We start from the raw sequence: 13,266 nt of genomic DNA, 5'->3' as shown, positions 1-13,266 counted from the left end.
ATATTACTATTTAAGAATATATAAAAATATTTTTTAAATTTAAAAAACAAAAGTGAAATCATGGGATTTTATAGTGCTAATACATTAGAACAGAAAAGAGTAAAGCAATTAACTGGAGACATCAACATCCATGATATGTTCAAAAATGAATGTAATGCTAGAGGAATTCCAATATACAATGCATATAACATTCAAAAAAGATTAATTCATGAAGTTGAAGAAGAACAACTTGTTGGTGTTGATAACGTAGACGAAAGATTAATGGAACTGCTTGAAGAGAGAGGAAAAAATAAAGTAACACATAGATATGTTGATTTTATCTCAAGAGAGGACAGTGCTTCAAGAGGAGTGATACCTGCAATGCCAAAACAAGAAGACAAACTTCCTCCAAAAGACCAGATTAAAATCCCTCCAAGATCCAGAGACGGACAAACATTTAAAACTGACAATGAATTGCCAGAAAGAGAAATGTTAATAAAGATAATGAATCAAAATAAAAAAATCATTAATCAAAATAAAATTATCATTGAACAATTAAAAAGACTAGGTGAAAAAGATGATTGATGGAGTTACAACATACGGATCAGAAGAATTAACAGAAATGTTACAGGAATGTGAAGATCCGGTATTTTTACTTACAATTGGAACAACCGAAACATCATTGATAGATGGAATTTCAGGTGCTGGACCATCAGCAGACTTAACTGAATATACACCTGCATCAGATGCTGAATTTATGGTTTTAGGTGAAGTCAGGTGTTGTGACGCACCAGCTGAAACTGTAGTTGGAGATGCGGCAGCACCAACCCCTGCAAGACTAACAAAAGCATCACTTCAACTTTCAGAAATTCCATTTGTAATAATAGATGCGGGTTCTAAAATCAAGCCAGATATTGAATATCTCACATTTGGAAAGGAATATGGAAGAGACATTAGAACCGGGAAAGGAGTATTGAATCCTCTTGAAATTTTTGAAAACGCTAAAGACTTAGGTGCTGAATTATCCAGAAGACATGAAATGCTCATTATTGGTGAAAGTATAGCTGCAGGAACTACTACTGCACTCGGAGTTTTAAGGGCTCTCGGTTATGAAGCCAATGAAAAAGTAAGCGGGAGCATGCCTCATAACCCTCATGACATGAAAACAAAAGTTGTAGATGAAGGATTGGAAAACGCTGGACTTGACCCTGAAAAAGATGATATAGATGCAATCCAAGCAATCGGCGCAGTGGGTGACCCGACATTACCTGCAATTGCAGGAATAGTTTTAGGCTCTGACATTCCAATTATTTTAGCAGGCGGAACACAGATGGCAGCCGTCTGTGCAATTATAAAATCCATACAACCTACTTTTGATTTTTCAAGAATTAACTTGGCTACAACAGTATATGTTGCCGGCGATGAAACCGCAGATTTATTCGGCATTTTAAAACAGATTGACGACAGCATTACCGTTAATGTTGTAGACCCTAAATTTGAAGAGTCAAGTCATGAAGGATTGAAAAATTATTTGAAAGGATTTGTTAAAGAGGGTGCAGGAGCCGGAGGCGCAATGTATTCTGCACTTGTTTTAGGAAATTCTGTTGAAAAACTAAGAAAAAGAATAGAAAAAGTATGTAAATAGAGATTTTTAATCTCTATAAATTTAATTTTTAGAATATGTGGGCAATTGAACCCATGAATACAATTATACCTACTGCCCAACAGTAGTAAGCAAAAATATCCAAACTTCTTTTTTGAATTAATTCAAGCATCCATTTAATAGCCGCATACCCTGCGATAAATGCTGCAATAAAACCTAAAATTATTGGCAAGAAATTAGCATCCATAGCTGAACCTATATCTTTGACTTGCAATAGGAATGCTCCAAGAATCGCTGGAATAGATAATATAAAACTGAATTTTGCAGCAAATTCCTTATCCAAACCTATGACAAGACCTGCAGCTATTGTAGTACCTGAACGGGAAAGTCCCGGTAAAATAGCACAAGCTTGACCTAATCCCATAAATAATGATTCTTTTGGACCAACATTATGGAAATTAATATTACCGCTAGTCATCCTTTGAGACAAGTAAAGAATGGTACCTGTTACAAATAAGAAGAATGCCGGAACATATAGTGCACCTGAAAATAATGCATCTACAGAATCTTCAAAAAATACTCCGACAAGACCAACAGGAATTGTAGCTAAAATAACGTACCATGCAAGTCTTTTGTAAGGATCTTCATAAAAACCTTCCTTAAATCTTCCATGTACAATATCAGACAAACTGGAAATCCATGACACAATCATTTTAATAATGTCTGCACGGAAGAACCATAAAACTGCAAGCAATGATCCCAAATGAAGAAAGGTGTCAAAAGCAAGAGAGCTTTCAACTCCTAAAATATTTTGGATAAAAACCAAATGTGCTGAACTACTTACCGGTAAAAATTCAGTCAATCCCTGAACAACACCAATAATAATCGCTTGAATTATATTCATATACTACACCGCTTAAATGTAAGATAACCAATTGTATTTATCTTCTGTTTTAGCCTCAACAATGTCAAAGAAGGCAGTTTGTATTTTTTCAGCGATTGGTCCTCTTTTACCGGCGCCAATTTGTCTGTGGTCGATTGAACGGATTGGAGTTACTTCTGCAGCAGTTCCTGTGAAAAATACTTCATTTGCAGAGTATAATCTTTCTCTTGAAATTACTTCTTCAACAACTTCATATCCTAAATCACGAGCTATTGTCATGATGGAATCTCTAGTAATTCCTTTGAGATTGGATGAGGACATTGCAGGAGTGAATAATTTTTCCCCTTCAGCAAGGAATATGTTTTCTCCACTTCCTTCAGAAACGTGACCTTCATAGTCTAACATGATAGCTTCATCATAACCGTTATCAATAGCCTCAAGTTTAGCTAATTGAGAATTCATATAGTTTGCTCCACATTTTGCAAGAGCAGGGAAAGTATCTGGTGCAGGTTTTCTCCATGATGAAACACCAATGTCTACACCATTTGCCATTCCTTCTTCTCCTAAATATGATCCCCATTCCCAGGCAGCAATAACTACATTAACAGGACAATTTAAAGGATTTACACCAAGTTCACCATATCCTCTAAATACTATAGGACGGATGTAACAACCATCTAAATCATTTACGCGAACGGTTTCTAAAATTGCTTCTTCAACCTCTTCCTGAGTATATGGAATATCAATTTTGTAAATTTTTGCAGAGTCGAATAAACGTTGTACATGTTCTTTTAAACGGAATACTGCAACACCATTTTCGTTTTTGTATGCACGAATACCTTCAAAAACACTTGTACCATAATGGACAACATGAGAAAGTACATGAATATTTGCATCTTTCCAATCTACCATGTTTCCATCTATCCATATTTTACTAGCTGTGTCATCCCAAGCCATTTTATCACTTCATTTTTTTATTGTAATAATAGATATATAGTTATTAATTATATTAAATTATCTACTCAAAAATATTAAAAACCGAAATGTTTATATATTAATAAAATCATAATAATATTTGTTGGTTCCGTGGTCTAGTGGTATGATACCTCCCTTACAAGGAGGGGATCACGAGTTCGAATCTCGTCGGAACCACTCAAATCTATTTTTTAAAAATTCTTATTTTCATGGAAATTTGCTCATTGATTTATAAGTAATTTTTTCCAAAAATTTAGCAATATTAACAATTATTTTGTCAAAAAATTTCATAAAAATTAAAAATTATATAACCTATTAACTATTTTATTACAATAATGAATAGTATTTACAAAAATAGTTCTTACAATGATTAAAAACTTTAAATAATAAAATTTAAATAGTTTTTGAATTAAAATTATTAATATCGAAAAAGGAGACTTAATTATGGTAGTTAAAATTGCTATTATTAAAAGTGGTAATATTGGTACTTCACCAGTAATTGACCTATTGTTAGACGAAAGAGCAGACAGACCAAATATCGATGTAAGAACCTTTGGATCTGGAGCTAAAATGAACCCTGAACAAGTAGAAGACGTCGTACCTAAAATAGACGCTTTTGAACCAGATTTCGCAATCTTCATTAGCCCAAACCCAGGAGCTCCTGGACCAGCTAAAGCAAGAGAAATGTTATCCGCAAAAGACATTCCTGCTATTATCGTCGGTGACGCACCTGGTAAAGGTAAAAAAGATGAAATGGATGAACAAGGTTTAGGATACATTATCGTAATGTCTGACCCAATGATTGGTGCAAAAAGAGAATGGTTAGACCCAACTGAAATGGCTATTTTCAACTCCGACATCTTAAAAGTATTAGCTGAAACCGGAGCATTAAGATTAGTCCAACAAACCATTGACACTGTAATCGAACAAGCAGAAGCTGGATCAATCGAATTACCTAAACTCATTGTTACTGCTGAAAAAGCTGCAGAAGCTGGTGGATTCGCAAACCCATACGCAAAAGCAAAAGCTATTGCTGCATACGAAATGGCTGGATCCGTTGCTAACTTAGACATGAAAGGTTGTTTCATGACTAAAGGTTTCGAAAACTTCATCCCATTAGTAGCTGCTGCTCACGAAATTGCTGCATGCGCTGCTAAATTAGCACAAGAAGCAAGAGAAATCGAAAAAGCAAATGATACTGTTTTAAGAACCCCTCACATGAAAGAAGGAAACCCAGGTTGTAAAACAGACTTAATCTCAAAACCAGAATAAGTAGCTTACGCTACTTTACTTTTTTTATTTTTTACTTTTTTTAGAAAAACAGCTATTTTTAAGATTTTTATAAATAATTAAAAAAAAGATAGTTAACTTAATAGCTATAATACTCCTTTTGTGGAAGGAATCTGATCATGCTCCACTTTAATGGCTTCTTTTAAGGATTTGGCGAATGCTTTAAAAACAGCTTCAGCCTTATGATGATCATTTACTCCCTCAACTGTCCCATAAATATTTAATTTAGCGGAACCTGCAAAGGATTCGAAAAAGTGGATTACAATATCGGATGTCATGTCCCCTATTTTTTCATTCTTGAAATCAAGATTCATATTACAATAGCTGCGCCCGCTAATATCGATTGCAACTGTTGCAACTGATTCATCCATCGGAACAATAGCATGTGCCATTCTTTTAATACCTTTCTTATCACCAATTGCCTGTAGGAAAGCTTCACCAAGCAATATTCCAACATCCTCTATAGTATGGTGGTCATCAATTTCGATATCCCCAGAAGCATCAACTTCCAAATCAATCATGCTGTGCTTTGAGAATGATTCCAACATATGATTAAAGAAATTAACTCCTGTTGAAATATTGTATTTGCCTTCACCATCAAGATTCATCTTTATAGTAATGTCTGTTTCGGAAGTTTTTCTTGAAACATTTGAAATTCTACTCATAATCTAACCTACAAAATAATTGATTTTAGCATTAATTATTTAAGCTTCTTCACCCGGACGTATGATTTTAATACAGTCTACAGGACATTCCATTGCACATAATGTACAAACATGACAATATCTTAAATCCAATATATGTGCTACACTACCAATCTTCCAAATTTTAGCAGCTTTCGGACAAATATCATAACAGTTCCCACATCCAATACATTTATCTTCATCAACTAAAATTTGCAACATAATTTCACCTTTTATAATTTTAAAGTAGCTACAGACATTGCTTTAAATCCTACAAAGACTTCTTTTCCAATACTGAGATTTAATTCCTTTTCTGCAGATAAAGTAATGTCTGAAAATAGATAAACTCCTCCAACATCAATTTTAACACGAATAACTTCATTTTGAAGTCTCATTTCAACAATTTGTCCTTTCAGGATATTGCGTATACTGGATGTTTGAGGTTCCAACATTAAGAAAATATTATCATAACTTATCAATGCCAATAGCTTGTCTCCAACTTCATAATTCCTATTCAAAGGAGCATTGATTTCAAAATCATGCATTTTAATTGTCATGACACCTTTAGCATCATCAACTTTAATTACTTCCGCTTCAATTTCATTAACATCCTTATGAAGTTCCATAATGGCATTGATTTTTTTACATTCTTTTAAAATTGAGTAACCTTCTTCAGTGAGTGATGTTCCTCCACCACCACCTTTACCGCCTTTAGTGGTACTGACAATTTTAACATCGAGTGATGATTCAATTTTATCAATATAATTTAATGCAGTCCTATAAGAAACATCGATGGACTTTGCCGCCGCAGTAAGAGAACCAGTATCCAGAATTGATTCTAAAAGTCTGAATTTTTTACTGTCCAGCAAGAAAGAATTGCCATCAACATTAATTTTATATTCAACCCCTGCTTTTACATCAGTCATATTATAATCCCCCAATTATAACTGATATTGTTTATATTTTTTATATATTAAATAACTTTTCTTATGATTTATTTCTAAATTCAATTTTTTCAACAAGATTTAAAAGTTTATTAACTATTTTAGCAAGAGGACCCAATTTAGATGAATAACCCCTTAATGTCGCAATATCTTCTTTGGCAAAAAACTTAACCAAAATCAATGAAAAGAAATAAACGATCATACAGAATATAATTCCTGGGAATAACCATATAGGTGTTTTAGGAATGAAATAACCTACTGCCCCCATAATAAATGTTGCAATCAATATTTTTACAACAGCCATCGTTGGAGCTTTGGTTTCAGTAAGCTTAAATACAAAATAAACGCATGGAACCATCATAAGGAAGCAGGCAATTGTGGTTGCAGTTGCACCACCAGCGATTCCTAAAATCGGAGCTAAAATCCAAGAAAGAACTCCGGTTGCAATTGAACCGAATACCAATATGTACATTGGAATTCTAGGATTTCCAACACCCTGAACAATACTTGTGGAAATAGCGAAAATAGAATAGAATGTCATTCCAATAGCCAATATTCCTAAAGCAGCAGCACCATTAACATAAGAAGGATTTTTAAAGTAAAATACCTGTAAAGTAGGAACGGCGAATAGGGCAAGACCAATACACATTGGAACTACAAAGAGTAATGAAATCTTATAAGATTGACCAACATACTTCTGAAGTGCTTCTATATCATGGAGTTTGAATGCTTCAGATGAAGCAGGCAGAATTGTAGTCGCAACAGAAATGGAAATCATTAAAGGAAGTCTGGAAATAGGATCTGCCGCAGTGAAAAATCCGACGCTTTCAAGTGTTAAAAACTTACCCATAACCAAGGTACAGATATTGAAGATAAGCATTTCAGCAATAGCTGTAATGATAACAGGAATAGCGAACTTGATTAACATGACAGCCAGCTTCAGCTCTTGGGAAAATGAGAAATGAAAATCATCACTGTATTGTGGAATATATTTCGGCATATAAACTTTAAAAATATAAACGGCAGTGAAAGCCGCAAGAGCATAACCGATTACGGTACCCCATACAGCACCTACAACTGATAAACCCATTAAAATAAAGCCAACAGCGAATAAAATCATGAACAATTGCTCTACAGCACGGGTATAAACGATATATTCCATTTTATATACACCTTGGAATGCACCTCTTAAACCACCCAAAATTACACTGAACGGAGTTATGCACCCAATAATTTGAATTGGAACTAATGTTTCAGGCTTTTTTAAAAAGACATTCGCCATAAGTGGAGCAATAACAAAAATCATTAAAACTCCCAAAACCAGGCCTATAAATATCATCATCTTTAAAGACGTATACACCGTCTGTCTGGCCATATTATGATCATCTACAGCCTCATATTCTGCAATATATTTGGATATTGCTGGAGGAAGCCCTCCTGAAGCCAAAGTTTGAAAAATACCTTGATAAGACATGGTAATTCCAAGAATACCAGTACCAGTAGGACCTAAAAGTGTTGCCATTAAAAAACGGTAAAGGTAACCACCGATACGGAAAATTATGTTACCAATGAAAATTATCAAACTACCTCTTACCAACTTATTTCCCATAATATACCCTTAAAAATTAGTTACTTATAATATAATAGATTGTACTATTTAAATGTACTTATTTAAAAAATTTTCAAATTCATGTAAAGTCCGATCCAGTGAGTCCATTCCATAATCATCCTCTTTAATATCGTCAATTGAATCATTTGACCAAAAAGAAGCACCCAAATTAGAGCCGAAAGGTCCACCACTTACAGGAATTATACCGTGAATCATGAAGTATGTAATATTTTTCAGATGTGCAAAATCCTGACCGCCGGTTCTGTCACCACCAACGGCAATACTCATGCCAATTTTTCCCCTCAGCAAATTGTAATCAACAGCTTCAAGAGCACGTGTTCTATCCATGATTGATGCCAAGTTAGAACTTATTCCCCCACTTTGAATAGGAGTGGCCAATATTATCCCATCAGCACCCTGAAGACCCTCATAAACACTTGACATATCATCCTCGATAATGCATTTCTTATTTTCCAAACAGTAATCACAATGCATGCAAGGTTTAATTTCCTTTCCCATGCAAGTAAACATTTCAGTATCAAAATTATGACTCTCAAGTTTAGCCAATGCATTTTTTAAAACATATTCTGTAGTATTGTTGCGAGGACTTGCACAAATTCCAAATATTTTCATAAAGATACTATGTGAAAATTAGTTAAAATAAGTTGGTAATTTGAGAAATAAAAAAAAAGAAAAATCAAATAGAGAAATTAATCCCTATTTTTTAACAGTAATTTTAACTGTTTTATTTAAAGCACTATAGTATTTGTTACCTGCAAATCTAACTTTAGCAGTGTATTTACCTTTTTTAGTTAATTTGGTAATCTTAAATACAGCTTTACCTTTTGCATTGGTAGTTGCCTTATAAGTTTTACCTTTAACTTTTAAGGTGACTTTAACTTTTTTCATGGCTTGTTTTTTGTTGTTTTTCAAGACAATAGCGTACTTTTTAGTTTTTGTTTTAACTTTGTAAGTCACTTTGGTTTTACCAGACATTTTAGGATTAGCCTTTTTAACAACAACTTTAGCAGTGCTTAAGTTAGATGCTTTGTATTTAGAATCTCCTGCAAATTTAACTGATACTTTATAATTTTTAGGAGCTAAATTAGGAAGGTCCAAAATAGCTTGACCTTTAGCGTTTGTAGGTTTGGTGTAAGTTTTACCATTCAAGGTAATAATAACTTTAGCACCTGAAATAACTTTACCATTAACATCTTTTAAAGTGACAACTAAGTTTTTAGCTACATTGTAAACTTTTGTTACACTTGGGGCAGTGATTTCAGTTTCATTTTTTACAACAACAGGAGTTTCTTTTTTGGTTAAGACGACAATTTGCTGTAATGCAGTAAACATGTTATTGTTGAGAATAATGGAAATTTCATTATTGTTTTTAACAGTTTTGCTTATATCTTTAGCATAAACATTAACTTGGTCACTTAAATTAGTATTCCAAGCATCATCATCTTTTTCGCCATTAACAACAATAGATGCCCTATCATCCTTAGCACCAGCACCGAAAATATATGCAACAGCACTAGCAACATCGGAAGAATCAATTTTCAATACTGAATCTACAGAAATAGGCCTATTAGCACCATTACCAGTCATACCAACAAGATCAGCACCATTATAAATATATACATTTTTAATGATTGGACTGCCAGTAGTATTGTATAGGTAAATTAAAATACTTGGATATGCACCGGTTGAGTGAGTTTTGTTTAAAACGAAAGTATTTTCTCCATCTTTGATTGAATCAGTTACATCATAAACAATTAATCCATAACCTGAAGTAGATACGATATTTGCTTGATCCCTACTAAATGAAACAACAGATGGTTTTACACCATTAAATGTCACATTGTATAAGTTTTCATCATCAGCACCACCATAACAATATGGAGCATAAACGAATGCTTTAACAATAGTTGAATCATTAGTTAAAGCTACATTCCATGTATCAACCCTATTATTAGTACCACTAGCATAAGCACCAGCCACATCAATGACAATGTCACCGGAAATAGTAACATTCAAGAATGATTCCAAACCAGTGTTAGGATAAGCATAGTCTTTAGATAAATAACCATTATATAAAATAGCTGCATTAATAGATGATTCGTTTAAAAGCTCATCTTTTAAGAATAACTGAACAGTATAATTAACCTTATTATAAGAACCGCCGGCACCGGTGGAAACAGTAGTATTATCAACAGGCCTTACGGTCTCATCCATTAAAGTTATTTTTTTGGAACTAGAATTTATATAAACTTCAGTGGAATTTACAACATTACCATCTGCCAATAATCTAATGACATATTTACCGTTTTTATTTGTATTTACATTGATGGTAAATTGATTAAAAGTACCTGGATAAATAATATCCAAATTAGAATTTTTACGTTCACTGGCTAAAGAAACACTAGCTTGGACAACACCAGGTTTAGCAGTTAATACAGATAAAACATTTTTATAAGATACACCATAACTTCCAGCTGTTCCAATAGCAGTGAATTCAGTTTTTTTACTGCTGTTGAAGTAATCAGCAATATTCCATTTGTTATATTGATAATAATTACCGGATTTGTGCTCAGCATCTGTTAAAAATTCACCATTCAACAGATAAGTAGCATCCTGACTGGAAAGAGCAATATTGGTTAAAGACATATCCAATACCTCAGTTAATGCAGAAGTATCAAAAATGAGGGTTGTATTTGAATTTGTCCAAATTTGATTATCATTTACCCAATAATTAACGATATCATTATCACCGTCATCATATGCCAAAACTAACCCCATTAACTTTATTCTACCATCAAATGTTTTATTTTCCATTTTAAATGTATCAACTTTAATTTTTAAATTAGTTCCGTTTAATCCATTTAATAAACTTGTTACATCATAATGAATCATATAATCTGAATAACATTTTGTAGTATGATTATTTAATGTGTAAACAGTACCGTCAGCTGATCCATCTTCAGTCCATAAGGATTCAGAGTAACTTTCATTTCCATTAGCTGTTGAAATACTTATGTTTGCATTTGCACCATGAGTATTTTTAGCACTACCACCATAAACATTCACATAAACATCAGCACTTTTAATTGTTTTAGCATCAGCAGGGATGTCATAACTTAATTCTCCAGTTGTATTCCATGGATTTTCAGTTGCAACATCAACATCCCCAGAAACAGTTCCTGAAACTTGTTCAGCATCCCCAATAACTGTTTCTTCATCAGTTGTAGAAATAGTATCGTTCACATCCTGAGCAGATATGGCACTGACACTAAGAACAATTATGAAAACCAAAAATATTGAAAATATTAAACTCTTATTTTTCATAATCTCACTTAATTACATTTTTTCTCAAGTATTTAGTAATAATAAAAATAATGATAATTATATTACTAAGAATACTATTATATTAATATAAAGTAATACCCATATAAAACTTTGTATTTGCTCTCAAAAATGGAAAAATATATATAATTTGAAGGTTATTTTAAAAAAAAGTAATAAATATTCTAAAAAAATAAGAAAAAAGTAATACTAATTAGCAAATAGCTAAAAACAAAAAGTATTACCCTTAACCTTCAACCATTATTAGCTTACCCGTTGAAGGATCCTTGTAAACTTTACCCATTTCCATATAACCCTGACCTGAACTGTTAGAGGATTCGGGAGTTTCATTCAATGTTTGTCCTTCACTGACTTCCGTTACATCAGGCGAAGACTCCTGAATGGCTTTCTGCTGATTTTGATTATCTTGGAATACCACACTCTGCATATTCCAGCTTATAACAACAAATATTAATAAGCCTACAGCAATAACAAGCATTGCATCTACAAGGTTTGAGGTTCCGGCCATTGGGTCTTCTTCACCTTCTGAAAAACGTTTTTTAGATTTATCTCTAACCATCAGCAAAACCCCTTATTGGTTTAATTTGTCAAGCAATGCATCTGCAAGCGCATCCAAATTGGACAAGTATTCTTCATACCATCTACGCCTTACTTTGGAAACAAAATAAGCTACAGCTCCCGCACCGATACCAACAACAGTAGTATCAAAAGCAACAATAATAGCATTAGCCAATGTATTTACATCTCCAGCACCTAAAGCAGCGAGACCTGGTCCCATAGGGATTAAAGTACCCATCAGCCCTAATGTTGGCCCTATACGTGTGACAACATCAGTTCTCTCGATTGATTTTGCAAATTTATTTTCTTCAAATTCAACTAATTTTTTAGCCAAGGCATGTCTTGATTCCGGAGTTAGAGAATTTGCACGTAAAATCTTAATTAAAACAACTTTTTGAGATTCATAAATATTTGCATTTTTAATAACATTTTTTATTTCATCTAAAGAGGTTGCATTTGATATGGAATAGATTAATTCTTCAATTAGCTCGGGAGTGATTTTCTTTCTTGAAGTATATTCAGAAATCAATCCTCCGATTGCAAGTACTGCAAAGACTGCAAAAACTACCAAAAATATGATTACAGGAATTTGCAGACTTTGTGAAATCATATTTAATGTTGATGTTAATACTTCACTTCCAGGAATAGTTGTTACCATTAAATCACCTAATTAAAATTACTATTTCTCCTAGATATTACTCCACCAATAGCCACTACGACAAGTACCAATATTAATGCTCCAATTAACGAATATGGAGATGCTATTGATATTGCTTCCATTGGATTTTGAATCATTGCAGTAATATTCGGCAAAAACAGTGCGGACAACAGGAAATAAATTCCTAAAAAGAACATGAAATTGCCTAATACTATTGGATAAGGTTTATCAATGAATTTTACCAAGTAATTAGAAGCATAATAAGTTACAACGATTGTTAAAACTAATGCTAAAGCCACAATTACACTTAAATTCATCAATCCTAAACCTACAGTAGGTGCAACAAGCATTATACTCACTATAATGGAACCAAAACAACAAGGACATGGAGCAACTACTGCCATACAAGTGGCCGCAGTAGTATTTTTTTCAAATACCTTATACTCCCTTATTGTAAATATTCCTGCCAAAATCATGATTATTGCCATGATTAAGAAAAATTCGAAATTGTAAGTATAAATTAAATCTGTAATCTGATCTGTGAAAAATGAGGAAATTTCCGTCAATATTAAAACTCCCCCACCATATCCTATTGACACCAATGCCAAATATCTCTTTGACATGTTTGCAAGGCCTGTAGCAAGGCCCAATTTGATTCCAAAAATTAAAACTGCGGACAGTATTCCGAGTTGCCATAAAATATTAATTGCATCCATTAAAA

General features: G+C 33.2%; 14 protein-coding genes and 1 tRNA gene. 4 read left to right on the top strand and 11 right to left on the bottom strand.

Going from position 1 to position 13,266, the window contains the following annotated elements; all coding sequences use genetic code 11:
- Window positions 1-60: 60 nt before the first annotated feature.
- Window positions 61-564, top strand: a complete 504-nt coding sequence (locus QZN45_RS00190) for a hypothetical protein (protein ID WP_292609043.1) — start codon at window positions 61-63, stop codon at window positions 562-564.
- Complete coding sequence (gene cobT, locus QZN45_RS00185) at window positions 557-1,624, top strand: nicotinate mononucleotide-dependent phosphoribosyltransferase CobT (protein WP_292609040.1); 1,068 nt, start codon at window positions 557-559, stop codon at window positions 1,622-1,624. The genes QZN45_RS00190 and cobT overlap by 8 nt, the downstream gene beginning before the upstream one ends.
- Window positions 1,625-1,652: 28 nt before the next feature.
- On the opposite strand, the gene uppP is transcribed toward cobT, so the two are convergent.
- On the bottom strand, window positions 1,653-2,486 hold the full coding sequence (gene uppP, locus QZN45_RS00180) for an undecaprenyl-diphosphatase UppP (protein WP_292609037.1): 834 nt from the start codon (window positions 2,484-2,486) through the stop codon (window positions 1,653-1,655).
- 12 nt (window positions 2,487-2,498) lie between these two features.
- Window positions 2,499-3,422 (bottom strand): branched-chain amino acid transaminase, encoded by a 924-nt coding sequence (locus tag QZN45_RS00175; protein ID WP_292609034.1) that lies wholly within the window; start codon window positions 3,420-3,422, stop codon window positions 2,499-2,501.
- A gap of 123 nt (window positions 3,423-3,545) precedes the next feature.
- On the opposite strand from QZN45_RS00175, the gene QZN45_RS00170 reads away from it, so the two are divergent.
- Both QZN45_RS00170 and QZN45_RS00165 read left to right on the top strand, forming a co-directional pair.
- Window positions 3,546-3,617: transfer RNA gene (locus QZN45_RS00170), tRNA-Val, on the top strand.
- Between the two features lie 267 nt (window positions 3,618-3,884).
- Complete coding sequence (locus tag QZN45_RS00165) at window positions 3,885-4,712, top strand: F420-dependent methylenetetrahydromethanopterin dehydrogenase (RefSeq protein WP_292609032.1); 828 nt, start codon at window positions 3,885-3,887, stop codon at window positions 4,710-4,712.
- A 104-nt stretch (window positions 4,713-4,816) separates the two neighbouring features.
- Here QZN45_RS00165 and hisB read toward each other — a convergent pair whose 3' ends face one another.
- The 9 genes from hisB to QZN45_RS00120 all read right to left on the bottom strand — a co-directional run bounded on the left by hisB (window position 4,817) and on the right by QZN45_RS00120 (window position 13,261).
- Window positions 4,817-5,395: an imidazoleglycerol-phosphate dehydratase HisB gene (gene hisB / locus QZN45_RS00160; protein ID WP_292881830.1), complete on the bottom strand. Its 579-nt coding sequence runs from the start codon at window positions 5,393-5,395 to the stop codon at window positions 4,817-4,819.
- A gap of 39 nt (window positions 5,396-5,434) precedes the next feature.
- Window positions 5,435-5,635 (bottom strand): 4Fe-4S binding protein, encoded by a 201-nt coding sequence (locus tag QZN45_RS00155; RefSeq protein ID WP_292609026.1) that lies wholly within the window; start codon window positions 5,633-5,635, stop codon window positions 5,435-5,437.
- 11 nt (window positions 5,636-5,646) lie between these two features.
- The gene (locus tag QZN45_RS00150) at window positions 5,647-6,339 is read right to left on the bottom strand and encodes a TOBE domain-containing protein (RefSeq protein ID WP_292609023.1); all 693 of its coding nucleotides are present in this window, start codon (window positions 6,337-6,339) and stop codon (window positions 5,647-5,649) included.
- A 61-nt stretch (window positions 6,340-6,400) separates the two neighbouring features.
- Window positions 6,401-7,966 (bottom strand): flippase, encoded by a 1,566-nt coding sequence (locus QZN45_RS00145; protein WP_296810336.1) that lies wholly within the window; start codon window positions 7,964-7,966, stop codon window positions 6,401-6,403.
- A gap of 48 nt (window positions 7,967-8,014) precedes the next feature.
- Complete coding sequence (locus QZN45_RS00140; protein ID WP_296810334.1) at window positions 8,015-8,599, bottom strand: flavodoxin family protein; 585 nt, start codon at window positions 8,597-8,599, stop codon at window positions 8,015-8,017.
- Between the two features lie 84 nt (window positions 8,600-8,683).
- The gene (locus QZN45_RS00135) at window positions 8,684-11,311 is read right to left on the bottom strand and encodes a DUF3344 domain-containing protein (protein WP_296810331.1); all 2,628 of its coding nucleotides are present in this window, start codon (window positions 11,309-11,311) and stop codon (window positions 8,684-8,686) included.
- A gap of 244 nt (window positions 11,312-11,555) precedes the next feature.
- Window positions 11,556-11,888, bottom strand: a complete 333-nt coding sequence (locus QZN45_RS00130) for a DUF2149 domain-containing protein (RefSeq protein WP_292883697.1) — start codon at window positions 11,886-11,888, stop codon at window positions 11,556-11,558.
- Between the two features lie 12 nt (window positions 11,889-11,900).
- Window positions 11,901-12,545: a MotA/TolQ/ExbB proton channel family protein gene (locus QZN45_RS00125; protein WP_296810327.1), complete on the bottom strand. Its 645-nt coding sequence runs from the start codon at window positions 12,543-12,545 to the stop codon at window positions 11,901-11,903.
- 8 nt (window positions 12,546-12,553) lie between these two features.
- Window positions 12,554-13,261, bottom strand: coding sequence for a DUF2162 domain-containing protein (locus tag QZN45_RS00120; RefSeq protein WP_292609007.1), 708 nt, complete (start codon window positions 13,259-13,261; stop codon window positions 12,554-12,556).
- Window positions 13,262-13,266 lie beyond the last annotated feature (5 nt).

Origin of the sequence: uncultured Methanobrevibacter sp. (genome assembly GCF_900314695.1) — an archaeon.
Taxonomy (GTDB): domain Archaea; phylum Methanobacteriota; class Methanobacteria; order Methanobacteriales; family Methanobacteriaceae; genus Methanocatella.
This window is presented reverse-complemented; position numbering and strand designations above follow the sequence as displayed.